This is a genomic window from Sorangium sp. So ce426, assembly GCF_051475585.1.
Classification (GTDB): domain Bacteria; phylum Myxococcota_A; class Polyangia; order Polyangiales; family Polyangiaceae; genus Sorangium; species Sorangium cellulosum_B.
The window spans coordinates 4,761,368-4,785,141 of sequence record NZ_CP150341.1 but is presented as its reverse complement, the minus strand read 5'-3'; the positions used below and the strand labels follow the sequence as shown (position 1 = coordinate 4,785,141).

Below are 23,774 nucleotides of genomic sequence, written 5' to 3'. Positions count from 1 at the left end.
GTCGTTTTCCAGAGCGAGAGCCCCGCGCGCCGGTGCGCAGGCGGCGAGCGGCCGTGGATGGATCGCAGGAGCCGTTCCGGGCGCCCTGCGCGGAGAGGCCCTCGGGCGAGGGCAGCCTGGCCGCGGTAGAGCAGCATCCGTGCCCGCGTGGCTTGGGAGTTGCTGATTGCCGGCGCATGAAGAAAAAGACGGCTTTCGCGCCGCTCCGCCGCCTCCTCGCCGCCGTCGGCGGCCCTGCAGCCGCGGGCCGCGCGCCGGAGCCGCGCAGCACGCCGGGCTCCACCTGCGAGGCCCCATGAGGTGCGACATCGTGTCGCATCTGGGACAATGGATCGCATGGCCGTGCACAGCCTAGGGGAACGGAGCGCGATGGGGCTGACGCTCCAGCTTTGGCTCATGCTGCTCGTGCCGATCGTCCTCGCCGTTGCGCTCTACGGGGCGGCGATCCACACGACGCGGCACCAGTTCCTCCGCAACCAGGCGTCGGCCGAGCTGCGCCACCACGCGAGCCTGGTCGAGGCGGCGATCGGCGGGGCCGTCGAGCGCGGCCAGGTCGCGCTGCTCAAGCAGCGCATCGAGCGGCTCGCGCAGGCCGATCGCATCCTCGGGATCGCGGCGTTCGACGAGCGCGGGGGCCCGATCCTCGTGACGGATCCCATCGCCGGCGAGTCGGCCGAGCTCGCGGCGCTGGCGCGGCGGGCGCTCGCGACGGGCGCGGAGATCGAGGAGGAGCGGACGCTCGGCGGAGGGCCGGCGCTCGTCCGCACGGTCACGTTCTCGCAGCGGGGTCTTTCGGTCGTCGCCGTCGTCGTCCGGGAGCTCCGCTACCTGGACGCCTTCGCGCGGAGCTCGAACCGGGGCCTGGCGCTCGCCGGGGCCGCGCTGCTCGCCGCCGTCGCGTTGATCGCCGCGTTCGCGAGCCGGGCGACGGTCGGGCGCCCGGCCGGCGCGATCGTGGCGGGCGTCGAGCGGGTGGCGCGGGGGGAGCTCGAGGTGACGGTGCCCGAGGCGGGCGCCGAGGAGCTCCGGCGGCTCGCGCGGGCGTTCAACGCGATGACGGCCTCGCTCACCGAGGCGCGCGCCCGCCTGGAGCAGGAGCAGGCCGCCCGCGCCGCCGCCGAGCGGAAGCTGCAGCAGGCGCACGCGCTGTCGGCCGTCGGGCAGGTGGTCGCCTCGATCGGCCACGAGATCGGCTCCCCGCTCAGCGTCATCCTGGCGCGCGCCCGCCGCCTCGCCGACCAGCCCGGGTGGCCCGAGCCGGCCCGCGGCGAGCTGGAGACGATCGCGACGCAATCCGAGCGCATCTCCCGCGTGGTGGCGCGGCTGCTCTCGGTCGCCCGGCCGCCGAGGCTCCTCGGCCGCGGGAGCGACGTGGCCCAGGTCGCGCGCGAGGTGCTCGCGTTCCTCGGGCCGGAGTGCCGGCAGCGCGGGGTCGCGACCCGGATCGAGCACGACGGGGCGCCGCTGCACGCGGTGCTCGACGCGGACCACCTGTTCCAGGTGGCGTTCAACCTGTGCCTGAACGCGGCGCAGGCGCAACCTCGCGGGGGCGAGATCACGGTGCGGCTCCAGACCGTCGACGCCCGCAAGGCGGCCATCGAGGTCGAGGACCGCGGGCCCGGGATCCCTCCCGAGGTCGCCGAGCACATCTTCGAGGCGTTCTTCACGTCGAAGGGCGATCGCGGCGGCACCGGCCTCGGCCTGGCGATCGTCGAGGGGATCGTGCGCGAGGCGGGCGGCTCGGTCGAGCTCGTCCCGACGGACCACGGCGGCGCTTGCTTCCGCGTCACCCTGCCGCGCGGCGCGTCCGCGCCGCTGCCCGCGCGCGCGGAGGCTCGATCGTGAGCGCCCGCGCGAAGGTGCTCATCGTCGACGATGAGCTCGAGATGGTGAAGCTCGTGGCCGACATCGCCCGCGACATGGGCCACGAGCCGGCGACGCTGACCGCGCCGCTGCTCGCGCTCCCGCTGCTCGAAGAGCGGGAGTTCGACCTCGTCGTGACCGACGTGCGCATGCCCGAGATGGACGGGATCGAGCTCATCGAGCGGATCGCGCGCTTCGACCCCCGGACGGCGATCATCGCCATGACCGCGTTCGGCTCGATCGACACCGCGGTCCGCGCCATGCGCGCCGGCGCGTTCGACTACCTGCCGAAGCCGTTCCAGCCCGCGGACATGGCGCTCCGCATGGAGCGGGCGCTCGGGCAGCGGGCGATGACGGTCGAGCTGACCGAGCTCCGCTCGGAGGTCGCGCAGCGGTTCTCGATCGCGGGCATGATCGGGCGCAGCCGGGCGATCGAGGAGGTGATCGCGCTCGTGCGGCGCGTGGCCGACAGCCGCGCGACGGTCCTCGTGAGCGGCCCGAGCGGGAGCGGCAAGGAGCTCGTGGCGCGCGCGCTCCACGGCGAGAGCCGGCGTCGCGGGAGGAAGTTCGTGGCGGTCAACTGCGCGGCGATCCCGGAGTCGCTCATCGAGGCGGAGCTCTTCGGGGTGCGCAAGGGCGCCTACACGGACGCGCGCAGCGACCGGCCCGGGATGTTCCAGGAGGCCGACGGCGGGACGTTGTTCCTCGACGAGGTGGGCGAGCTCGCGCTCCCGCTCCAGGCGAAGCTCCTGCGGGTGCTCCAGGAGCGGGAGGTCCGCCCGGTCGGCTCGGCGTCGTCGGAGCCCGTCGACGTGCGCGTCATCGCGGCGACGAACCGCGATCTGCGCGCGGCGGTCGCCGAGCGCAGCTTCCGCGAGGACCTCTTCTACCGGCTCGCGGTGATCGAGATCGCGATCCCGTCGCTCAGGCACCGCACGGACGACATCCTGCCGCTCGCCGAGCACTTCCTGGCCCGCGCGGCCGCGAACGCGGGCAAGCCGATCGCCGGGTTCTCGGGCGCGGCGGTGAAGCGCCTGCTCGCGTACGACTGGCCCGGCAACGTCCGCGAGCTGGAGAACGCGATCGAGCGGGCGACGGCGCTCTGCGACGGCGCGCGGATCTCCCCGGACGACCTCCCCGAGGGCGTGCGCGCGCGGCGGGGCGCGCCGGATTTCCTCGATGCCGCCGCGGATCGGCTGATGACGCTCGACGACCTCCAGCGCGAGTACGCGCAGCTCGTCCTGCGGCGCGTGGGCGGCAAGAAGCAGCGGGCGGCGGCCCTGCTCGGCGTCGATCGGCGGACGCTCCAGCGCTGGTTCGGCGGGGGGAGCGACGGCGAGCAGGAGCCCTGAGGGTCGCCCTGGAGCGCCGCGTCCACTCCCCGCTGGCGGCGCTCGCTCGGGCCATCGAGCGCTTCGCGCGCGGCGACAAGACCGCGCGCGCCCCGGCCAGGGCCCGCGGAGCTGCGCTCGATCGCGGGCGTGTTCTCGGGCCCCCGGGGCCGAGCGCGCTGGCCAGACCGGCACGCCCGGCCCAAATTATTTTGATCTCAAACAATGAGCAGGCTAGAAATTCTGTCATGAGCCTGTCCTTCTCCGGGCCGAAGGGGTGGATCGAGCAGCGCTGGATCGTGTATGCGCTGATGCGCGACAGCATTCAGCACCACCTCGAGGACGGGCGGCCGAGCGCGGAGTTCGCGACCGTCCACGGCGCCGCCGCGGCGCTCGGCGGGCAGCGCGTGAAGCTCCCTGCGCGACGGCTCCACGACGAGCTCAGGCGCGCGCGCGCCGAGCTCGCGGGCCGATCGATCGACGACCTGGCGATCAGCGGCCGGACGCGCGCGGTCCTCAGCCTGCGCTGGCCGCCGCCGGAGGAGATCGAGACGATGCTCGTCACGGACTGGGGGGACTCGGTTCCGCTGCTCGGCGCGCCATGCGGCGACAGCCTCGACGACGTCTTCGGCCACCTGCTCGACGGCCTCTTGCGCATCACGGAGGGGGCATCCGAGTCGGATCACGTCGAGATCATGGACCTGTAAGCGCCAGCCTCACCGGAGATCATTCCTTGGATAGATAAGCGATCATGAAGCACATCTCCTGATTCGTCCCTTCCCCCCAGGGCACGTCCTGCGGCGGGAGGGAGAACTGCCCCTCGCTGTCCACCGTGTTGTCCCATGTGCACTCGGTGACGAAGCGATCGCCCGACCCCCAGCGCATCGGCTCGTCGAACATGTAGAGCGCCTGGTGGTGGAACTCGAACTCGCCGCGCGCTGCGCACTCGCTCTCTCCGCCGTCGCGCTCGATGAAGGCCCGGTAGGAGCGGCCGAGCACGTGCATGTGCGGCATGACGCCGTACACGAGCAGCGGCGGGCCCTCGTTCGGCGCGGAGCTCCGCTCGGTGTGCGTCTCGGCGCCCGCGGGGATCGTGAAGGGGACCGGGCCGAACACATCCATGTAGACCTCGGCGCGAGGCGCCTCGCGCGAGAGCTCCAGGCGGTAGCCGGACCGATCGCGCGCAGCCGAGTTTCTGCGCCCGAAATAGTGCATCTGCATCACGAGCTGCTCTCCGGGCTCGACGCGGACCCCGGCGCCCTCCGGCAGCCGCGTCACCCCGACGCCGGGCGCCCAGCTGTGGAGCAGCTGCCAGTCGAGCTCGATGACCGGATCGCGGCACGGGAACGCGCGCGTCCCCGGCGCGACGCCATAACCGATGCCCGCGTCGCCGCCGAGATCCCGGTACACGGCCATGTGGTGCACAACGGCCGGATTGCCGACCTCCGCCTCGAACGCCGTGATCCAGGCCGGCTCGGAGAAGGGGTTGTCGATGATCGTGCAGAAGTACTCGTTGCCGTCGTCGTCGAGGGAGACCTCGTGCTCCTCGGGCATCTCGAGCGTGGCGTCGGGCGACTCGATCGTGTCCGCCCGGCTCCGCGGCGGCGGCGAGTCGACCGGATCGCCGAGCGGAGCGCCGTCGCGCGCCCATGCGTCGAAGAGGAGGCGCTCCTCTCGACTGAGGCTCATCCGCTCCGCGCCTTCGTAGCTGCGGCAGCTCGGGTCCAGCACCGGCGGCGGCATGTCCCCCGCGCTCACCCGCAGCGACATGAGCGCGGCCAGCCGCTGCGCCGTCGCCGCGTCCGTCAGCGCCACGCCGCCCACGCCCGCGCCGTCGTGGCACGAGGCGCACGAGCGCTCCACGAGCGGCTGGATGTCCCGGAACCACGTCACCTCCGGCCCCGGCGACGCGGGCGCCTCCCCGTCGCCACCACACCCCATCGTCCCCACCGCCCCGAGCACGAACACAACCGCGCTCCGTGCCCTGCGCACAGCTTCGCCCCTGGTCATCCCACGCCTCCTGTCGTCCCGGCCGGCTCAGGCGCCGCATCTCCGCGAGCGCTCCTGTCAATCGACCGTTTCAAACGATTGTTTAATAGCCAGTCGGCGGTGTGTCAAGGGCCGAGCTCGACGAGGACGGCGGCGGTCCTCGAGCGGCCGCGACGTGAGAACGGAGAGGCGCGTGTCGGCGCGCGTGCGGATGCCAGCGCACATCCAGCACGGGGGCCGAGCCGCGCGCGCTCGGCTAGGATCGCCAGCATGCGCAACCCCCGCCTTTTCCTGCCGCTGGCGACGGCCCTGGTCCTGGGATCCTTGCAAGGTGCCGGCTGCTCCGGCGAGTCGCCCGCTGACGCGGGCGCGACCGCCGGCGCGACCGCTGGCGGGTCGTCCGGCCCCGAGGGGTCGCGCTGCGAGCCGTCAGGCGGTGGACCCCACTGGCTCCTCGAGGGCGAGACCGTGACGTTCCCCGTGACGTGCGCGACCGGCCTCGCGCTCCCCGACGGCGCGATCGAGGTCGGCCCGCTCCCCGACGGCGCCAGCTACGACCCTGTCGCGCGCGAGGTGACGTTCTCACCCGGGCTCGACCAGGCCGCGGTCTACGAGATCGAGATCCGCGTCGCGCAGACGTCCGAGGTCGGGCGCGTCAAGATCGGCGTCGCCGACGCCTTTGCCGATCCGTCGAACGTGCCTGTCGTCGATCCGGCCCGTTATCCCGAGGAGTACGGCTTGCCGGTGCTCTTCCTCTCGCCGACCCCCGAGGCGAAGGAGTACGCGCCGGCCACGGTGGTCTACCGCGGCCACACGTACACGGCCGAGGCGGAGCTCCGCGGCGAGAGCTCGCTCGGGTATCCGAAGAACAGCTTCACCCTCAAGTTCCCGAAGGAAGACAAGTTCGACGAGCCCGACGAGGCAGGCGGGTTCACCGATCGCCGCAAGGTCGTGCTCGTCAGCACGTTCGACGACAACTCCTATGTCCGGCAGCGCCTTGCGTACGACCTCTGGAACCGCCTCGATCCGGAGCACATCCAGATCAAGACGTACAGCGCCGTTGTGTACCTCGACGGGCAGTACGCGGGGCTCTACACCGTCGCCGATCACGTCGACGGCTACCTGATGGAGGACCACGGGTACTCGCAGGACGGCAACCTCTACAAGGCGGTCAGCCACGCCGCGAACTTCGCGCTGACCACGCGCAACGGCGAGCCGAAGGAGACGCTGCACGACGGCTTCGAGAAGAAAGAGGGGACGCCGGACGAGGGCGAGCCGGACGCGTTCGCGGACCTGGAGGACCTCGTGAGCTTCGTCGCCACGTCCGATGAGGCCGCGTTCGCCGCCGAGATCGGGTCACGGATCGATCTGCGCGATTACGAGGACTGGTGGATCTTCGTCACGTTCATCATGGCCGACGACTCGGCCGGAAAGAACAGCTACCACTACCGCGATCCGGTCGCAGGCGGCGTGTTCCGCTACGCGCCGTGGGACTTCAACGCGAGCTTCGGCCAGACGTGGGAGACGGAGCGCCAGCCGGCCTCCGATCGCGTCGAGTACCTCCAGGTGAACCTCCTCTTCCAGCGCCTCCTGGAGGAGCCCTCGATCGGCGATCCGCTCCGCGCCCGCTACGGAGAGGTCCTGCGCGGCGCGCTCGGCGACGCCGAGATCCAGGCCATCGTGGACGGCTACGTGGCGCGCATCGACGCGAGCGCGCGCCGGGACGAGGCGAAGTGGGGCGAGGCGTACCGGAGCTACGAGGGCTGGAGCTGGCGCGGCGACTTCACGACGTACGAGGAGGAGATCGCGTACCTGAAGGCGTGGATCTCGGAGCGGTGGCGGCACCAGGACGCGATCTACTGACCAGGCGGGACAAGCTACTGACCAGGCGGGACAAGCTGCTGGGCCGCGGCGGCGCCGGATGATAATGCGTCCCCGTGCTCCTCCACGCCACGCAGCTCCTCCTGGGCGGGCTCTTCCTCTATCTCGGCGCCGAGTGGCTGGTCAAAGGCTCGTCTGGCCTGGCGCTGGCGTTCGGGCTGCGGCCGCTCGTCGTCGGGCTCACCGTGGTCGCTTATGGCACCTCGGCCCCGGAGCTGACCGTGAGCCTCGCGGCCGTGCTCGAGGACCGGGGCGCCATCGCGCTCGGCAACGCGGTCGGCTCGAACGTCGCCAACCTCGGCCTCATCCTGGGGTTGACCGCGCTCGTCTGCCCGCCCCGCGTGGAGGGCGGCCTGATCTGGCGCGAGATCCCGGTGCTCGTGGGCACGGCGGCCTTGGTGCCGCTCCTGCTCGTCGACGGCATGCTAAGCCGCATCGAGGGAGCGCTCCTGTGCGCGGCGTCGGTCGGGTACACGGCGTGGGTCGTCCAGAGCGCCCGCAGGGGCGCGCCGGGAGGCGCCGCGGCCAGGGCGCGCACGTCGCCACCGTCCCCGGACGAGCGGAGCGCGTTCGCGGCCGCCCGCGAGATGGAGATCGACGCCGAGCGGGCCGGCGCCCCCGCGGGCCGCGGCAAGCGGCGCCTCGCGCTGATCACGGCGGTGGGCCTCGGCCTCCTGATCTTCGGCGGCAAGGTGTTCGTGAGCGGCGCCGTGGGCGTGGCGCTCGGCGTGGGCATGAGCGAGCGGCTGGTCGGGCTGACCATCGTCGCGGTGGGCACCTCGCTCCCGGAGCTGGCGACCAGCATGATCGCGGCCGCGCGCGGGCACTCGGACATCGCCGTCGGCAACGTGGTCGGCTCGAACATCTTCAACGTGCTGATCATCCTCGGCGCCGCCGCCCTGGCGCGGCCGCTCGCGGGCTCTCCCGCCGGCATGGCCGTCGATCTCGCCGCCCTCGGCGGGGTGACGGTGTTCGCGGCGATCGCGATGCGGACCGAGCGCGTCCTCCGCCGCGCGGAGGGCGCCGCGCTGCTGGCGATGTACGCGACCTTTCTCGCCGCGCTGATCCTCGCCGCCTGATCGGCGCGCCCGCCCGGCGCCGGACCGCTCGCCGCGCGGCCGGAGCGGACGTTGACATCCTCCAGCGCGGCGGCGTGAATGCTGCGCGTGGATCCATCACCTCCCCCCTCGTCCTGGCCGCGCGCACCGCGCGCCGACCTGCCCGGCAATCACGGCGACCGCGCGGAGCCCTCACTGACGGTCGCCTCGCTGGTCGCGCAGTCCGTTCCGCCGCCCTCCGCGGCCGACAGCGCGGCCGCGGTCGCGCCCCGGCCGCGCGCCGCGTGGATGCGGCCGGCGCCGCTCCTGGTCGGCAGCGCTGTCCTCCTGGGGATCGACCTGGCGTTCGCGATCACCCCGCGCGCCTCGATGGCGCTCACCGCGCTGGAGACGCTGCTCGTTCCCGCGTGGGTCGCGGCCGTGGTCTCGCTGGAGCGCCTGCGGAGGGCGCTCGCGGGCGCGAGGATCGAGGCCAGGCGGCCTCGGCTCGCGCTGTTCCTGCTCGCGTTCGGCCTGCTGCTCGTGTGCATCGGCGAGAAGTGGCTCCTCGTCTGGCAGCCGGCCGACGACCCGGAGAACCGCGGCGTCGCGCTCTACCGCGCGTACACCGTGCTCGCGTTCCTCCTGGCCATCGGCGGGCTGCTCGGGCGCCGGCCGCTCGAGCGGCTCCTCGCCACCGCCGCGGAGCACCCGGCGCGGCTCATGGCCGTGTCGTTCGGGGTCGCCACGCTGATCGGCAGCTTCCTGCTCACCCTGCCGCAGTCGCTCCGGGACATCGCCGACGCCTCGTTCATCGACGGCCTGTTCATGTCCGCGAGCGCTGTGTGCGTGACCGGGCTCGCCGTGCACAACGTCGCCGAGACGTACACGCCGTTCGGCCAGGCGGTCCTGCTCCTCCTGATCCAGATCGGCGGGCTCGGGATCATGGTGCTCTCGACGTTCTTCGCCATCCTCGCCGGCAGGAGGCTCAGGCTCCGCGACGCGGCCGTGATGGCCGAGATGATCGACGCCGAGTCCTTTGCCCGCCTCCGCCGCAACATCGCCGCGATCGTCCTGTTCACGCTCGGCATCGAGGCGGCGGGCGCGCTCGCCCTGCTGCTCAGCTTCCTGCCCCACCACGAAATCGCCTCCGGGCCCGTCGCCGGGGAGCCCCTCTCCGGCGCCGGCGATCACCTCTGGGCGGCCGTCTTCCATGCGGTCAGCGCGTTCTGTAACGCGGGCTTCTCGCTGTTCAGCGGGGGGCTCGTCCCGCTGGTCGGCTCGCCCGCGGTCTGCGGCGTGGTCATGGCGCTCGTGATCCTGGGGGGCCTCGGCTTCCCGGTGCACGACGAGCTCATGCGCCGGCTCAGGCTCCGGCTCCGCGGCGAGCGGCCGCCGCGGCTGTCGCTGCACAGCCGGGTCGTCCTGCTCACGACCGCGGTGCTGCTCGTCGCCGGGGCCGCGGGTTTCCTGCTGCTCGATCGGCGCCGATCGATGGGGGACCTGTCGTGGCCCGTGACGGTGCTGGCGAGCTTCTTCCAGTCGGCCATGACGCGGACGGCGGGCTTCAACACGATCGATCTGGGCCTCATGGGCCCGGCGACGTGGATGCTCACCTGCATGCTGATGTTTGTCGGCGGCGCGCCGGGCTCGACCGCGGGCGGGGTCAAGGTCACGACCGTCGCCGCGCTGTTCGCGACGCTGCGCGCCGAGCTGCGCGGCGAGGAGGCGCCGCGTCTCCTCGGTCGGACCCTCCCGGCGGCCACGGCGCGCCGCGCCCTGGGGGTCGCGTTCCTCAGCGTGGTGCTCGTCTCGGGGTTCTTGCTGATCATGCTCGCCCTGGAGCCGCACGACCCGATGGGCCTCGCGCTGGAGACGGTCAGCGCGTTCGCCACGGTCGGGCTGTCGGCGAACCTCACGCCGTCGCTGAGCGCGCCGGGGAAGGTCGTCATCACGCTGGCGATGTTCATCGGCCGCATCGGGCCGCTGACGCTGGCGCTGGCGCTCGCCAACCAGGCGAGGACGCGGAGCTACCGGCTGCCGGAGGAGCGCGTCGGCATCGGGTGAGCGCGGCGCTGGTCGCCTCCGCCTCGGCCGTGGACGCCTGCTCGACGCCGGGGGTGGTCGCCCGCTCCTCGGAGATCGGGGGCGCTCCGGGCCCCGGATCCCCCGGTCCTCCGATCTGTGGCGCTGGCCGCGGATCCGTGCGACGTTCGCGGCGCCGCGCCGCCAGGAGGCGGCGCGCGATACCGGACCATGAGATCGAAGAGCGTCCTCGTCATCGGGCTCGGCCGGTTCGGCACGTCGATCGTCGAGACCCTGTGGAAGGCCGGGGCGGAGGTGATCGCGGTCGACAATAACCCCGAGGCGGTCGACGCGGTGAAGGACAAGACATCAGCCGCCTTCGTCGGCGACGCCACGGTGCACAAGGTGCTCGAGGGGATCGGCGCTCAGTACGCCGAGACCGCCATCGTGACGTTCGGCGAGCACTTCGAGCCGTCGGTGCTCTGCGTGGCCTCCCTGGTCCGGATGCGCGTGCGCGAGGTGATCGCCCGCGCCGCCACCGATCGCCAGGCCGACATCCTGCGCGCCGTGGGCGCCACCCGCGTGATCCAGATCGAGACCGAGATGGGCCGCCGCGTCGGCGCCGACATCACGATGCCGCTCGCCCAGGATCTGCTCGATCTGGCCAGCCACTACCGCGTGGTCCCCTGGAACGCACACGGGCCGCTCGTCGGGCAGACGCTCGCCGGCTCGAAGATCCGCCAGCGGTACCGGATCAACGTGCTCGGCGTGCGGCCGCACACGAGCAAGCTGCCCGGCGACAAGCCGCGCCTCGAGGCGCCCACGCCGGACTACGTGATCCGGGATGGAGACACGCTGCTGCTCGTGGGCGACGCCGACGACGTGAGCCGGTTCGTGGCCGAGGTCGGGGGCTGATCGGCCTCCGCGTCCCGCGTCGAGGCGCCCCGAACAGGCCACCCGAGCACATCCCGGCCGCGCGTTCCGGCTTTTCCCCTCGTCCTCGATGTGCGAGAGCGCCAGGCACATGCGTCCTTTCAAAGCGCCCTCTGCGATGCGCCTCGCTGTCTCGGAAGCGCTGCTGCTCGCGGTCGCGATGACCGCCAGCTCCGCGCGCGCGCAGCCCGCCGACGAGCCTCCGCCCGAGGGAGACGTGGGTGGGGCCTCCGTTCCTCGCGGCGGGGCCGGCGCGGTCGTCGTCCCCCAGCCGGGCACGGCCCAGCCGGCGCAGCCCGCCGCCGTCAGCCCGCCGAAGCTGATCACGTACGCCCCGCCCGCGTATCCGGAAGAGGCCCAGCGCGCGGGCGTCGAGGGGAGCGTCATCCTCAAGCTCGACATCGACAGGACCGGGCGCGTCACCAAGGCCGAGGTCCAGACGCCGGGCGGACACGGCTTCGACGAGGCCGCGCTCGCGGCCGCGCCCGGCCTCGTGTTCGAGCCGGCGCGGCGGCCGGACGGCACGCCGGCGCCGGCGCGCATCCTCTACCGGTACGCGTTCACGCTCACGCCCAAGCCCGAAGGCGCGGCGGCGCCGGCCCCGCCCGCGGACGTCGAGACCGTCGTCGGGACCGTCCTGTCCGCGAGCACCGGCGAGGGGCTCCCGGACATCTCGGTCAGCCTCCTCCGGCCCGACGGCGGCCGCGAGGACGTGAAGACCGACCAGCGCGGCAAGTTCCGCTTCAAGAACCTCCCGCCCGGCAAGTACCGCGTCGAGGTCGCCGCCGCGGGGTTCGAGCCGTTCACGGCCGAGGAGGACATCGCGGAGGGCGAGGCGATCGAGGTGCGCTACCGCATCTCGCTCGCGAAGCCCAAGGACGGCCAGCCGCAGGGCATCGAGGTGACCGTGCAGGGCGAGCGCCCGCCGCGCGAGGTGACCCGGAGGACGCTCGAGCGCCGCGAGATCGACCGCATCCCGGGGACCGGCGGCGACGCGCTGCGCTCGCTGCAGAGCCTGCCCGGCGTCGCGCGCAGCGGGTTCGGGCTGCTCATCGTGCGCGGGTCCGCGCCGCAGGACACGCTCACGTTCATCGATCGCACCCCGGTGCCGATCATCTACCACTTCGGCGGCCTCTCCTCGGTCGTGCCGACCGAGATGCTCGAGAAGATCGACTTCTACCCTGGCAATTTCAGCGCCGTGTACGGCCGCGCCATGGGCGGCATCGTCGACGTCGGGCTCCGCTCGCCGAAGCAGGACGGCAAGTACCACGGCGTCGTCCAGCTCGATCTCATCGACGGGCGCGTGCTCCTCGAGGGGCCCGTCCCGTACCTCAAGGACTGGAAGTTCATCGCGGCGGGGCGGCGGAGCTGGGTCGACGCGTGGCTCGGGCCCGTGCTCAAGGAGGCGGGCTCCAGCGTGACGCAGGCGCCCGTCTACTACGACTACCAGTTCGTCCTCGAGGGCCGCCCCTCCGCCAGCGAGCGCGTGCGCGCGAGCTTCTACGGATCGGACGACGCCTTCAAGATCACCCTGGACAAGCCGCCGGAGGACGAGCCGGCGCTGACGGGCGATTTCGGGCTGCACACCGCCTTCCAGCGCTTCCAGCTCAGCTACGAGAACCGCCTGGGGAACCGGGACAGGATCCTCTGGTCGCTGGCCCTCGGCAGGGACGTCTTCGACTTCGGGGTCGCTCCCCTCTCCTTCAACGTCACGACGGCCTCGCTCGACCTGCGGCTGGAGTACTCGCACCGGTTCGCCAGGTTCCTCACGATGAACGTCGGGACCGATCTCACGAGCGGCATCGCGACGGTCAACCTCCACGCGCCGACGAGGCAGCCCGCGGGCCACCCGTCGAACCAGCCGTTCTCGACGCTCCCCGCGCAGGACCAGTCGTTCGACGGCCCGTACTCCCGGCCGGCCGCCTACGCCGAGTTCGAGGTGGTCCCCTCGCCGCGCGCGCGGATTGTCCCCGGGGTGCGCGTCGACTACGCGCTCGACACGCGCACGCTCGACGTGAGCCCGAGGATCAACGCGCGCTACGACATCCGGAGCGGCTTCCCGCGGACGACGGCCAAGGGCGGCGTGGGCCTCTACTACCAGGCGCCCCAGTTCCAGGAGAGCGTCGAGCCGTTCGGAAACGCGGATATCAAGTCGAACCGATCCATCCACTACGGCCTCGGGGTGGAGCAGGAGATCACGCCGCAGATCGACGTGACGGTGGACGGGTTCTACAAGCAGCTCGATCGGCAGGTCGTCTTCTCGGCCGAGAAGGACGGATATGCCAACGACGGCACCGGGTACGCGGTGGGCGGCGAGGTGCTCTTGAAGTACAAGCCGGACGACCGCTTCTTCGGCTGGGCGGCGTACACCCTCTCGCGGTCGGTGCGCACGGACGGCCCCGGCGAGGAGGAGCACCCCACGCCGTGGGACCAGACGCACGTGCTGACCGTGCTCGGGAACCTGCAGCTCGGCCGGGGCTGGGAGGTCGGCGCGCGCTTCCGCCTCGTGTCGGGCAACCTGGAGACACCCTATGTCTGCGATCCGGAGCAGAAGGGGTGTGATCCGAACCGGGTGAACGCGATCTACCATGCTTCCTCGGGCAAGTACTCGCCCTTCCCGCTCGGCGGCGACTACAGCGAGAGGATGCCGCTGTTCCACCAGCTCGACGTCCGCGTCGACAAGACGTGGCGATTCAAGAGATGGCAGCTCGGGCTCTACCTGGATGTGCAGAACGTCTACAACCACCAGGCTGCGGAGGGCATCAGCTACAACTTCAACTTCACGAAGCGGGAGTACGTGACGGGGCTCCCCTTCCTGCCCACGCTCGGGCTGCGAGGAGACTTCTGATGAAACGGACCCGACTGCCCGCTCGCCGCGCGCTGCTCGCCGCGCTCTCGACCCTGGCCCTCGGCATCCCCTGCTGCTCGGGGAGCGACCTGGCTCCGTCGTCCGAGGTGGAGGGGCTCCGCGTCCTCGCCGTGACGGCGGACGAGCCGTACCCGGCGCGGGGCACGCCCGTGACGTTCCAGATGACGTACGCCGACGCGCTGGGCGACGCCGACGGCAACCCGCGGAAGATCGAGGTCACGTGGATCGGGGGCTGCGTGAACCCGCCTGTCGGGCTGGACGCGCAGATCGGATGCCTCGGGCAGTGGATAGGCACGTACATGGCGGCAATGCTTTCGCCGCAGGGAGGCGGAGGTGGCGGCGGCTCCAGCGACGGCGGCGGCGGCTCCAGCGACGGCGGCGGCGGCTCCAGCGACGGCGGCGGCGGCTCCAGCGACGGCGGCGGCGGCTCCAGCGACGGCGGCGGCGGCAACGGCGGCAGCGCCGACGGCGGCGGCGGCAACGGCGGCCAGGAGGAGCAGACCGCTCTCTTCAAGCGACAGGAGCTCGAGCCGGAGCTGAGCGGCAAGCCCAACGCAGCGTCGTTTACGTGGACGCTGTCCGGCGACATCCTCAGGCGGGAGGACGCAGGACACACCGCGACCGGAACGAAGTACTCGTCGGCCTACGTGTTGTTCGCCGCGTGCGCCGGCAAGATGCGGCCGACTCCGGCGCTGTCCGCAGCGCTGACGGCGGTGCTGACAGGCGCTGACCCGTCCTCGGCGCTGGGAGACGTCACGGGGATTCCACTGGAGTGCGTCGATGAAGACGGGAGGGTGCTCGGTCCGGACAGCTTCGTCGTCGGCTACACGCAGGTGTTTGTCTTCCAGGACTCGGATCAGCGAGCCAACACGAACCCGCCCATCGACGCCTTCACGCTGAAGCTGGATGACAAGGAGGTCGCGCTCGGCGAGAGCGGCCTGCCCGTCGTGGAGCCGTGCATCCGGCCGGAAACGAAGGCCCAGGGATGCGCCCCGGCAGAGCCGGACGCCGGCGACTGCACGACCTACGACATCGACGTGATCGTGCCGTCCGATGCCGCCGACGTGGACGTGGAGGCCACGGGGCTCGGGGGGCCGCCCGCGCGCGAGGCGATCTGGGTCGACTACTACACGGACGGGGGCGGATTCGACGGGGCGAGGCGCCTCGTGAGCGACGCGGTCACAGGCCCCGGCGAGCGCCACGGGACCACCTGGACGCCTCCCTCGAAGCCGGGGCGCGTGTCGCTGTGGGCGGTCGTCCACGACACGCGGGGCGGATCGAGCGTGAGGCAGTTGGAGGTCGAGGTGCAGGAGAAGGAGTAGTCATGCCGCCGCTCGATCTGCACGTCGCCCTGTTCGGCGCCTCCGGCGCCGGCAAGACGGTCCTCCTGGCGGCCTTCTACCGGGCGCAGACGCAGCCCTCGTTTCAGATCGAGCACGCGTACAAGATCCAGGCGGTCAACAAGGCGCAGGGCAACCAGCTCCTCGGGCGCTTCTACCGCCTCGAAGAGGGCAGGTTCCCGGACGGCAGCACGCGCTTCGACGCGTACGAGTTCGACTTCTTCCCGAGGGACCTGCCGGAGGCGGCGGTCCGCATCCACTGGTACGACTACCCCGGGCGCTGGTGGGAGGACGAGCCGATCGACGCCGAAGAGCGGGAGGCGATGCGCCAGGGCCTGCTCAAGCTCGGCATGAGCCACGTGGGGATCCTCCTTGCGGACGGCGCGAAGTACCGGAGCGAGGGGACAAGCTACATCCGGTGGCTCTTCGAGCACTTCGCCGACGAGTGCGACCGGCTGCGCCGGACCAGCGCCGCCACGGGCGACGAGGTGAGCTTCCCGCGCGAGTGGATCCTCGCCCTCAGCAAGGCCGACCTGTTCCCGCCGGAGTACAGCGCGAGCGACTTCGAGCGCGAGGTGTGCCGCGACGCCGACGATCAGCTCGCGAAGCTCTGCGCCGTGCTCCGCGCCGAGCGCGCGTTCGGCCACCGGTTCATGCTGCTCTCGTCGGTCGCCGCGCCGGTCGACGCCGACGCGCAGGTCGACCCGGGCACCTCGCTCGGCGTGCGCACGCTCGCGCCCGCGGTCCTTGTGAGCACCGTCGAGGGCGCGGTCCGCGAGGCGCAGGCCACGCGGAAGGAGAGATCGGCTGGCGAGACGTTCTTCCAGGGGCTGCGCGATCTTGTCACGTTCGTCGACTCCCTCGACGACTTCCTCCCGAAGCGATACCAGATCGTGAGCAAGATCCTGCGGTTCGTCTCGATCAAGGACTTCGCGACAACGCGGCTCGACAGGCTCCAGAAGACCCGCGAGGGCGCGATCCGGAGGGGCGACGCGTTCACGGCGGTCCTGAGCGCGATGGCCGCGGCCCTGCGCAACGACGAGGGGGCGCGGGCCTACCACCAGAACCAGTAGGACAGCCATGCTCGCGCCCGCGCCAGCGTCCGTCGTCGAGACATCGCGCCTCCTCTGGAGGACGCGCGGCGAGCACTGGGACTACGAGTTCATCTGCGTGCCCGAGATCCCGGCCCTCCCCGCCTGGCTCACGGCGCTCGAGGCCATGATCGGCGACGCCGACGCGAGCGCCGGAGAGCTCCGTTATGGCCTGCTCGAGATCGACGAGCCCGGGTCGAGAGGCCCTCTCGTGTTTCCCTACGTGGCGACGCGGTTCCTCGATCCGGCGCGGAAGGACTGGACCGGAAGGCAGGTCCAGCACTTCGCCGTGTGGTTCCCGCCGATCCCGGAGGAGGCGATCGAGGCGCTGCCCGGGGCGATCCCCGCCGACTGGCACCTTCGCGTGCTCGAGGGCCTCGCGGGGACGTACGGCTCCGGCGAGGTGTTCGGGCTGCCCGAGGCGGCGATCCGCGCGTCGAGGCGGGGTGTTCCGGAGAGCCGGGCGGCGCGCGCGATGGCGATCGTGAAGCACACGCCCCCTGTGGCGCTGCTCGAAGGCGAAGCCGCGCCCGCGCAGTGGAAGCGGGTGCCCACCGTAAAAAAAAAGTGCCCGGATCCTCCCGGCGCGGTGAGCCTGCAGGTGGCAGGAGCAGGCGATGACGGCAAGCGCCCGGGACTCGGCTGCTTCGCGGTCAGTCTGCTGGTGATCCTCGCCGTCGGTCGACTGATGATCGGATGGGTGGCGGGCTGAGGCGGCCTCGCGGCGCGCGCGCGCCCTGGAGCTGGAGCTGGAGCACGCACGCGGGGAGCGGCCGCCGGGCGCGAGCTCCAGCCGGCGGGACGCGCCCCGTCAAGGGCCGAGAGGGCGGCCGGAGCGCGCGCGCGGGACGGCGTTCATTGACCGTCCATGGCCTGGCGCAGGCTCAGCGGCCGCATGTCGGTCCAGACCTTCTCGATGTGCTGGAGGCACGCCGCGCGCGTCCCCTCGGTGCCCTCGGCACGCCAGCCGAGCGGCAGATCACGGGTCGCCGGCCAGATCGAGTACTGCTCTTCGTGATTGACGACCACCCGGAAGATGGTCTCGCTGTCCTCGGAGTCGCTCATCGTGCACCTGCGCGGCTGTCGGCCAGCGCGCATGGTAGGAGCGGCTGCGGTGACATGCAAGCCATTCGTGGAGGTGGTCACTTCACGCCGGATGGCCGTGGCCGGCCCCGCCGGCGCCCCCTATGCTCGCCCCGATCGCCGCGCCAGAGGCGGCGCGCCATCAACACATGACGGAGATCTGCTGTGAATGACCATCCCGCATTGACACCTGGCCGCGCCGCCGTGGTGACCGGCGCCGCCAGCGGCATCGGCCTCGCGGCCGCCGAGCGCTTCGCGCGCATGGGCATGAAGGTCTGTCTCGCCGACCTGGACGGACCGGCGCTGCACGAGGCCGCCGGGCGCGTCGCGGCCGCCGCGCCCGGCGGCCAGGCCGACGTGCGCGCGGTGCCGACCGACGTCGCCAGGCTCGAGGACGTGCATCGGTTGAAGCAGGCCGCCTACGACGCGTTCGGCGAGGTGGCGGTCCTGATGAACAACGCCGGAGTCGGCGGCGGCGGCAAGCCGTGGAAGGACATCGAGCGCTGGCGGCGGCTCATCGAGGTCAACCTGTGGGGCGTCATCCACGGCGTGCAGGCGTTCACCGAGGTGATGATCGCGCAGGGCACCCCGTGCGCCATCGTCAACACGGGCTCGAAGCAGGGCATCACCACCCCGCCCGGCGACGCTGCCTACAACGTCTCGAAGGCCGGCGTGAAGGTGCTGACAGAGCAGCTCGCCCACGAGCTGCGCAACGTGGCGGGCTGCAAGATCACCGCGCACCTCCTGATCCCGGGCTACACGTTCACCGGGATGACCGCGCGAGGCCCGGAGAAGCCCGCGGAGGCATGGACCGCCGATCAGGTGGTGGATCGGATGATCGGCGGCATGGCCCGGGGCGACTTCTATCTGCTCTGTCCCGACAACGCGGTGACGCGCGAGATGGACGAGCGCCGCGTGCAGTGGGCGGTCGACGACCTGATCCAGAACCGACCTGCGCTGTCGCGCTGGCACCCAGAGTACGCCGAGGCGTTCGCCGCGTTCATGGCGGGCGCCGCGAAGCCCTGACGGGGCGGGCTGCCCGGAGCGCGCGCCGCGCGCAAGCGAGGCGGGCTCGGTCCCGGGCAGCATAAAGATCCGTCGCTGTAATCCGTCGCTGTAATCCGTCGCTGTAACAGGCGAACTGCACAGGTTGTTTTCAGCCGCCCGAATTGAATGTTTCACTTCGCGTGATGGTCGGGCTCCTCACAACACAACAGCGCAGAGATGCTGGCCCGTTGCGCTGCTCCTCCTCTGGATGCAGATCTTGCGACGAGGTCCTCGACGAACGGTCGCCCGCGGCCCAGTCTACCCGCCAGCTGTATGGTCCCGCTCCCTGCCCGTCCGCTTCAGACCCACTGGTGCAACGAGGGCACGGTAAAGATCTGGTGTCCCGCGCCGGCGCTGATGGTCACGTGTGTCACCGGGGTGCTGGTGGAGGCGGGAGCCGCGGCGATCGAGGAAGTGTTGTTGCGGCGGGTCGCCGCGGAGGGCCGAGTGCTGGTCTTCAATGACTGGGAGGCGATGACCGATTACGAGCACGTGACGCGCACGCGGCTGACCGCGGCGACGATTTCCGTCCTCCATGCGGTCGAGGGAGGTCACTTCCTGCTCCAATCCAGGGTGGTCATCTTCGGGGTTCAGATCGCGAATACCGCCATCCGGAAGCTGACCGTCCATCCGTCGCGCGCGGTGTTCGAGCGCGCGCTGGAGGACGCGCTCCGCCAGCGCGCGCCGGACGGCACGGTCTAGTCCCTGGGTTGGCCCGCGCGGCTGGCGGGGAGCTACGATCCGGATGGACGCCTGTCGATCAGCGTCCACGCGCTCCAGTGGGCGTATCGCGCGGAGGCGAGCGCCCAGACAGCGAGCGGCGCCCGCGCGTTGCCGAGCGAGTTGCCGAGCGGCGGCGACGGCTGGTCCACCTCGCGCAGCAGCGCCGACGTGGCGATCTCGACGCCTGGGACGAGCAGCTCGGCCGAGGCGCGGGCGCGCGGTAGATCGCTCGCGACCACCACGCCCGCCTGCGTCGCCAGGCGCCGGAGCGCCGGCGGCGGGAGCTCCCCGGGCGCCAGGCCCGCGGCGTCGTAGGCGTCGCGCCAGCGCTGGAGCCCGGCGGCGTCGATCCAGCCGGTGTGGACGTGCCCCGAGCGGCCGTGACGGACCAGGATGATGCGCGCGCTCAACGTCGGTCCTTGCGAGGTCCGTCCGGGGGAATCGCAGCGCCTCTCCTGGCTGTCAAGGCGCGGACCGCGGGCGCTGCTCCGTGCGGGCGCGATGTGCCCGTGGTGCACGTCGGCCGTCTGGGCCCGAACACCGAGGGGGGCCGGAGCACCGACGTCGCCGCGCCAGGGGCGGCCAGCCCCGTCGCGGCGGTCTCTCACAAGGAGGCATGCGGGCCTCCGTGAATCCGTGAAACCGAAAGATCCTCCGCGCGTAGAGCCGGCATCACCTGACCGAACCGGTCAGCGACGAACGTTCAATCCTTCCCTGCCCGCCGAGGACCGGCAATTCGGCCGCTCGACGGTGCGACGACGCTCGTCGGTGAATCGAGGAGAAGACCCATGACGACGAAGAAGATGATGCTCGTGCTCGGCGCCCTGTTGATGTCGTCCAGCGCCCTGGGCTGCGCGGTGGGCACGGACGATGAAGAAGCCGCAGAGCTCACCGGAGAGTCGGAGGAGGCCATCATCAATAGCGCCACCGACCCGAACGCCGCGTATCGCGCCGTGAGCCTGCTCATCAACATCGTACCGAACGAAAACACGTACTTCGTCCCTACGCGCTGCACCGGGACGCTGGTCGCGAGCGCCTGGGTCCTCACCGCGGCGCACTGCGTCTCGGATCTTCGTGGTGGCGTCCCGCTCCCTCCGGCCAACATCTCCGTGTCCGGCGCCGGCACCGTTTCCAGCGTGCACGTGGTGCCAGGCTGGAACGGCAGGCCGAGCTCGGCCTGGACGGGCGCCCCCGATGTGGCGCTCTTGCACCTCGCCGCGCCGGTGCTCGGCCAGACGAACGATATCAACCTGCCATGCCCCCGGGTCGACGCCACGCACGGCTGCGTGGTGTCGTCGATCCTGAGCTCCTTCCCGCGCGGGCTGTCGCCGGCCGACAGGAACATCCACTGCGTCAGCAACGGCCCGCGGACAGCGGGCGGCAGCTATTTCCTCTCCGGGAGCGCAGGCAGCGCCGACTTCCTCCAGGACGACGCCGACCTCCTCGCCGGCACACCGTGGTACGTGTACCGAACCAACGCCGCCGGGCAGAGGCTGGCCCAGACCGACGAGGGAGGTGGCTGCTTCTGGAGACCCTCGGGCAGCAGCGCGATCCGGGGTTGGCTCGTGAGCGTGAACAGCTTCGACAGCGCCGAGAACGTCATCCCGCATTCCTCCACGCACCTCGAGCACGCGACGGCATCGGAGTACTTCTTCAACTGGGTCCAAAGCGTCATCCCGCCGGAGCAACGCACGGTCGTATCTCGCATGGGCGGGCTGTAGCGATACCAGGCACCCGCGCACCGCGGCGCCTCACGCGCGCCGGCCGCTGCGCCGGGGAGAGCCCCGGCGCGGCGGCCCTGATGGCGCGAAGATCTCCGCGAGAAAATCGACGAACACGCGCACCTTCGGCAAGAGGTGCCGATTCTTCGGGTACAGCGCGTGAATCGGCCAGGTCGCCGTCGCGAATTCGTCGAGCACGGTCACGAGCGTCCCGTCAGCCAGCGCGTGCTTCGCGAGGAAGTCGAGCATCGCGATCATCCCGCTCACGACGATCGCGAGGTGGCTCAGGACGCCCACGTCGTTCGGCGTGTTTCTTGGCAGCCCGACGGATCGGTAATATGGTGTCCCGTCATTCCCAGCCCACAACAAAATTATTGGTTTATTGAAAACCACTTTGCGCGGACCGTGCTCTCGGGAGACCCACGTGAATACCGACATGACGAATGGCGTGGTCGAAGGCGGCGCCGATGCGGCCATCGTGGATGTCGGAACGTGAACCCGTGTACCCGATTCACCGCCGGAGGAGATTGATCATGAGCACCTGGAAGACGCCCAGCGCAACCCTTGTCGTCTCTCTCTCGCTGGCCGGGATCGCTGCGCCGGCCACGAGCAACGCGCAGCCGGTGGAGCCGGCTCCGCAGGCTGCGCCGGGCGCGGCCGCGCCGGCGCCCGTGGAGGAGCCCCGTCCCGAGCCTCCTCCGCCGCCTGTCGAGCAGAAGAAGGCCGATGACAAGCCTCTCGTTCGTGTCTACGGGATCGTCAAGCCCACCGTCGTCGTGGGGAACGGCCTCGAGTCCTTCGGCAACCCGAACTACACCGCCCCGACGGCCGCGGTGAACCCGCTGTTCCTCGCCGATCCGGACGCCGTGGGCCTCACCTTTCAGGCGCAGCAGACGCGCCTTGGCGTGGCCGTCGGGGAGGGCACGCCCGTGAAGGGGCAGGTCGAGGTCGATTTCATCGATTTCGGCAAGTCCTCTCCGGCCCAGGGGACGAGCCTTCGCGTGCGTCAGGCGTTCCTGGACTGGACTCCCGCCGACGGGCACAAGCTGACGCTCGGCCAGACATGGGATCTGTTCTCGCCGCTGAACACGCACACGTACAACCTCGTAGGTGGGATGTTTCAGTCCGGAAACTCGGGCTTCGTGCGCCACCAGTTCATCTACCTGGCGAACGCCGGCAGCCTCGAGGTGGGCGCCGCGCTCGGTCTGGTCAGCCAGAACGTCTCGGCCATCCTCAACAACGTCGAGTACTCGCGCACGCCGACCGTCTCGCTGCGCGCGAGCTATCGCGCCGAGAAGACAGCGTGGGTGGGCGCCTCGGTGATCGGCACGCGGCTCGCCTTCGACGCGAACCTGCCGACCGAAGAGGGGCGGCTGGCGCTCGGCGGCAACCTGTTCGGCGAGATCACGAGCGGCTCGCTGAACGTGCGGGCCGAAGCGTACGGCGGGAAGAACCTCGCCAACCTGGGCCTCCTGACGCTCGGGCAGGGCTATCGCACGGACGACGTCGCCGAGGTAGGCGGCTGGGTGTCGGGCAAGGTCACGTTCGACAAGCACTCTTTGCACCTCGTCGCCGGGACCGCGATGGTGCTCAGCACCGACGAGATGCAGCTCGGCTACACGCCCGGAACCCCCGCGGCGGGCGGCACGCCGGCCACCGCGCCCGCGCGCGTGGGCGCCAATGGTCCCGGCATCGAGCGCAACGTGACCCTGCGCGCGGGGTATGCCTTCGCGCCCATGAAGGGGCTCTCCATCGTGCTCGAGCCCTCCCTGTTGCTGACGCGCCACAAGCTCGATCCGACGGACGCGGCGCAGCATGACGCCGACCGCACGGGCTGGGGCGTCGAGGCCGGCGGGCTCTACCAGTTCTGACAGCGCCGGCGGCCCCGCGAGGGGGCGCTCAACGCCGCCCGCTCCGCCGGCGCTCTCCCCGGCGCTCGGGCGAGGGTGGAGCGAAGATCTCCGCGAGAAAATCGACGAACACGCGCACCTTCGGCAAGAGGTGCCGGTTCTTCGGGTAGAGCGCGTGAATCGGCCAGGTCGTCGTCGGAAACTCGTCGAGCACGGTCACCAGCGTCCCCTCGGCCAGCGCTTCCTTCGCGAGGAAGTCGAACATCGCGATGATCCCGCTCCCGGCGATCGCGAGGCGCCTCAGGACATCCACGTCGTTCGCGTGGAACGGCCCGGAGATGGGCACCTCGAGCACGGCGTCGCCGTCTCCGGTCAGGAAGCGGAACCCCGCGGGCCGCCCGTCGCGCAGGTACCCGACGCAGTCGTGGCGCGCGAGATCGGCCGGCGTCGCGGGCGCGCCGCGCCGCGCGATGTACGACGGCGCCGCGCAGTGGACGAGGCGGCTCGCGCCGAGCCGGCGCGCGACGAGGCTCGAGTCGCCGAGCGGGCCGATGCGCACGAGCAGGTCGAGCCCCTCGGCCACGGGGTCGACGTGCTGATCGCGCAGCGTCAGGTTGATCCGGACGTCGGGGTAGCGCGCCGCGAAGCGCGGCAGGCCCGGCGCGATCACGTCCCGTCCGAGCGCCACCGGCGCGTCGACGCGCAGGAGCCCCACCGGCTTCTTGCTCGCGCGCGCGATCGCCTCGGTCGCCTCCCCTAGCTCCTCGACGATGCGGACGCAGCGCGCGTAGAAGGCCTGCCCGTCGTCCGTCAGGCGGAGCGACCGCGTCGTGCGCGCCAGCAGCGCCACGCCGAGCTCCTGCTCGAGGCGCATCACGCGCCGGCTCACCGCGGACGGCGTGACGCCGAGCCGGCGCGCGGCGCCCGAAAAGCTGCCGGTCTCGACGGTGGCGACGAGCAGCTCGATCGCGGCGAGCGAGATCATGATCTG

The 23,774-nt window shown here is 71.5% G+C and carries 20 protein-coding genes; 15 read left to right on the top strand and 5 right to left on the bottom strand.

The genetic code is table 11. From position 1 onward, the window contains the following. The first annotated feature begins 369 nt into the window (after positions 1-369). The 3 genes from WMF44_RS17585 (at position 370) to WMF44_RS17575 (ending at position 3,901) form a co-directional block, all read left to right on the top strand. Positions 370-1,845 (top strand): sensor histidine kinase, encoded by a 1,476-nt coding sequence (locus WMF44_RS17585; RefSeq protein WP_437300269.1) that lies wholly within the window; start codon positions 370-372, stop codon positions 1,843-1,845. After that, the gene (locus WMF44_RS17580) at positions 1,842-3,215 is read left to right on the top strand and encodes a sigma-54-dependent transcriptional regulator (protein ID WP_437300268.1); all 1,374 of its coding nucleotides are present in this window, start codon (positions 1,842-1,844) and stop codon (positions 3,213-3,215) included. Before WMF44_RS17585 ends, WMF44_RS17580 begins: the two co-directional genes overlap by 4 nt. A 227-nt stretch (positions 3,216-3,442) precedes the next feature. After that, complete coding sequence (locus tag WMF44_RS17575; RefSeq protein ID WP_437300267.1) at positions 3,443-3,901, top strand: hypothetical protein; 459 nt, start codon at positions 3,443-3,445, stop codon at positions 3,899-3,901. A 19-nt stretch (positions 3,902-3,920) separates the two neighbouring features. Here the strand turns inward: WMF44_RS17575 and WMF44_RS17570 are convergent, their stop codons facing one another. Further along, a complete protein-coding gene (locus tag WMF44_RS17570; protein WP_437300266.1) occupies positions 3,921-5,204 on the bottom strand; it encodes a hypothetical protein in 1,284 nt (427 codons plus the stop codon). A 249-nt stretch (positions 5,205-5,453) separates the two neighbouring features. On the opposite strand from WMF44_RS17570, the gene WMF44_RS17565 reads away from it, so the two are divergent. The 8 genes from WMF44_RS17565 (at position 5,454) to WMF44_RS17530 (ending at position 17,071) form a co-directional block, all read left to right on the top strand. Continuing rightward, positions 5,454-7,046, top strand: a complete 1,593-nt coding sequence (locus tag WMF44_RS17565; RefSeq protein ID WP_437300265.1) for a CotH kinase family protein — start codon at positions 5,454-5,456, stop codon at positions 7,044-7,046. A gap of 74 nt (positions 7,047-7,120) precedes the next feature. Further along, positions 7,121-8,143: a calcium/sodium antiporter gene (locus WMF44_RS17560; protein WP_437300264.1), complete on the top strand. Its 1,023-nt coding sequence runs from the start codon at positions 7,121-7,123 to the stop codon at positions 8,141-8,143. A 78-nt stretch (positions 8,144-8,221) separates the two neighbouring features. Further along, positions 8,222-10,168, top strand: a complete 1,947-nt coding sequence (locus tag WMF44_RS17555) for a TrkH family potassium uptake protein (protein WP_437300263.1) — start codon at positions 8,222-8,224, stop codon at positions 10,166-10,168. Positions 10,169-10,357: 189 nt separating this feature from the next. After that, positions 10,358-11,041, top strand: coding sequence for a potassium channel family protein (locus WMF44_RS17550; RefSeq protein ID WP_437300262.1), 684 nt, complete (start codon positions 10,358-10,360; stop codon positions 11,039-11,041). 136 nt (positions 11,042-11,177) lie between these two features. Beyond that, positions 11,178-13,907, top strand: coding sequence for a TonB-dependent receptor domain-containing protein (locus tag WMF44_RS17545; RefSeq protein WP_437300261.1), 2,730 nt, complete (start codon positions 11,178-11,180; stop codon positions 13,905-13,907). Continuing rightward, on the top strand, positions 13,907-15,250 hold the full coding sequence (locus WMF44_RS17540) for a hypothetical protein (RefSeq protein ID WP_437300260.1): 1,344 nt from the start codon (positions 13,907-13,909) through the stop codon (positions 15,248-15,250). The genes WMF44_RS17545 and WMF44_RS17540 overlap by 1 nt, the downstream gene beginning before the upstream one ends. Positions 15,251-15,252: 2 nt before the next feature. Further along, a complete protein-coding gene (locus WMF44_RS17535; protein ID WP_437300259.1) occupies positions 15,253-16,341 on the top strand; it encodes a hypothetical protein in 1,089 nt (362 codons plus the stop codon). 7 nt (positions 16,342-16,348) lie between these two features. Continuing rightward, positions 16,349-17,071: a hypothetical protein gene (locus WMF44_RS17530; protein WP_437300258.1), complete on the top strand. Its 723-nt coding sequence runs from the start codon at positions 16,349-16,351 to the stop codon at positions 17,069-17,071. 143 nt (positions 17,072-17,214) lie between these two features. Here WMF44_RS17530 and WMF44_RS17525 read toward each other — a convergent pair whose 3' ends face one another. Beyond that, positions 17,215-17,424 (bottom strand): MbtH family protein, encoded by a 210-nt coding sequence (locus WMF44_RS17525; protein ID WP_437300257.1) that lies wholly within the window; start codon positions 17,422-17,424, stop codon positions 17,215-17,217. 183 nt (positions 17,425-17,607) lie between these two features. Between WMF44_RS17525 and WMF44_RS17520 the strand changes: the two genes are divergently transcribed. Beyond that, entirely contained in the window at positions 17,608-18,468 is an 861-nt protein-coding gene (locus tag WMF44_RS17520) for an SDR family NAD(P)-dependent oxidoreductase (RefSeq protein WP_437300256.1), read from the top strand. Positions 18,469-18,867: 399 nt separating this feature from the next. Next, the gene (locus WMF44_RS17515) at positions 18,868-19,191 is read left to right on the top strand and encodes a hypothetical protein (RefSeq protein WP_437300255.1); all 324 of its coding nucleotides are present in this window, start codon (positions 18,868-18,870) and stop codon (positions 19,189-19,191) included. A 32-nt stretch (positions 19,192-19,223) separates the two neighbouring features. Here WMF44_RS17515 and WMF44_RS17510 read toward each other — a convergent pair whose 3' ends face one another. After that, positions 19,224-19,622 carry a hypothetical protein gene (locus WMF44_RS17510; RefSeq protein WP_437300254.1) on the bottom strand — a complete coding sequence of 133 codons (399 nt, stop codon included), beginning with the start codon at positions 19,620-19,622 and terminating at the stop codon, positions 19,224-19,226. A gap of 378 nt (positions 19,623-20,000) precedes the next feature. On the opposite strand from WMF44_RS17510, the gene WMF44_RS17505 reads away from it, so the two are divergent. Then, the gene (locus tag WMF44_RS17505; RefSeq protein WP_437300253.1) at positions 20,001-20,933 is read left to right on the top strand and encodes a trypsin-like serine protease; all 933 of its coding nucleotides are present in this window, start codon (positions 20,001-20,003) and stop codon (positions 20,931-20,933) included. A gap of 30 nt (positions 20,934-20,963) precedes the next feature. Here WMF44_RS17505 and WMF44_RS17500 read toward each other — a convergent pair whose 3' ends face one another. After that, entirely contained in the window at positions 20,964-21,230 is a 267-nt protein-coding gene (locus WMF44_RS17500; protein WP_437300252.1) for a LysR substrate-binding domain-containing protein, read from the bottom strand. A 236-nt stretch (positions 21,231-21,466) separates the two neighbouring features. Here WMF44_RS17500 and WMF44_RS17495 point away from each other — a divergent pair, with 236 nt between their 5' ends. Beyond that, a complete protein-coding gene (locus WMF44_RS17495; protein WP_437300251.1) occupies positions 21,467-22,804 on the top strand; it encodes a hypothetical protein in 1,338 nt (445 codons plus the stop codon). A 28-nt stretch (positions 22,805-22,832) separates the two neighbouring features. Here the strand turns inward: WMF44_RS17495 and WMF44_RS17490 are convergent, their stop codons facing one another. Then, the gene (locus tag WMF44_RS17490) at positions 22,833-23,768 is read right to left on the bottom strand and encodes a LysR family transcriptional regulator (RefSeq protein WP_437300250.1); all 936 of its coding nucleotides are present in this window, start codon (positions 23,766-23,768) and stop codon (positions 22,833-22,835) included. Positions 23,769-23,774: the final 6 nt, after the last annotated feature.

Excerpts from the sequence above, each read along its gene's own strand:
- WMF44_RS17555 (WP_437300263.1), top strand. The coding sequence starts at position 8,222 with ATGCTGCGCGTGGATCCATCACCTCCCCCCTCGTCCTGGCCGCGCGCA.
- WMF44_RS17530 (WP_437300258.1), top strand. The coding sequence starts at position 16,349 with ATGCTCGCGCCCGCGCCAGCGTCCGTCGTCGAGACATCGCGCCTCCTC.
- WMF44_RS17565 (WP_437300265.1), top strand. The coding sequence starts at position 5,454 with ATGCGCAACCCCCGCCTTTTCCTGCCGCTGGCGACGGCCCTGGTCCTG.
- WMF44_RS17585 (WP_437300269.1), top strand. The coding sequence starts at position 370 with ATGGGGCTGACGCTCCAGCTTTGGCTCATGCTGCTCGTGCCGATCGTC.
- WMF44_RS17575 (WP_437300267.1), top strand. The coding sequence starts at position 3,443 with ATGAGCCTGTCCTTCTCCGGGCCGAAGGGGTGGATCGAGCAGCGCTGG.
- WMF44_RS17490 (WP_437300250.1), bottom strand. The coding sequence starts at position 23,768 with ATGATCTCGCTCGCCGCGATCGAGCTGCTCGTCGCCACCGTCGAGACC.
- WMF44_RS17535 (WP_437300259.1), top strand. The coding sequence starts at position 15,253 with ATGCCGCCGCTCGATCTGCACGTCGCCCTGTTCGGCGCCTCCGGCGCC.
- WMF44_RS17540 (WP_437300260.1), top strand. The coding sequence starts at position 13,907 with ATGAAACGGACCCGACTGCCCGCTCGCCGCGCGCTGCTCGCCGCGCTC.
- WMF44_RS17505 (WP_437300253.1), top strand. The coding sequence starts at position 20,001 with ATGACGACGAAGAAGATGATGCTCGTGCTCGGCGCCCTGTTGATGTCG.
- WMF44_RS17570 (WP_437300266.1), bottom strand. The coding sequence starts at position 5,204 with ATGACCAGGGGCGAAGCTGTGCGCAGGGCACGGAGCGCGGTTGTGTTC.
- WMF44_RS17525 (WP_437300257.1), bottom strand. The coding sequence starts at position 17,424 with ATGAGCGACTCCGAGGACAGCGAGACCATCTTCCGGGTGGTCGTCAAT.
- WMF44_RS17550 (WP_437300262.1), top strand. The coding sequence starts at position 10,358 with ATGAGATCGAAGAGCGTCCTCGTCATCGGGCTCGGCCGGTTCGGCACG.
- WMF44_RS17545 (WP_437300261.1), top strand. The coding sequence starts at position 11,178 with ATGCGCCTCGCTGTCTCGGAAGCGCTGCTGCTCGCGGTCGCGATGACC.
- WMF44_RS17495 (WP_437300251.1), top strand. The coding sequence starts at position 21,467 with ATGAGCACCTGGAAGACGCCCAGCGCAACCCTTGTCGTCTCTCTCTCG.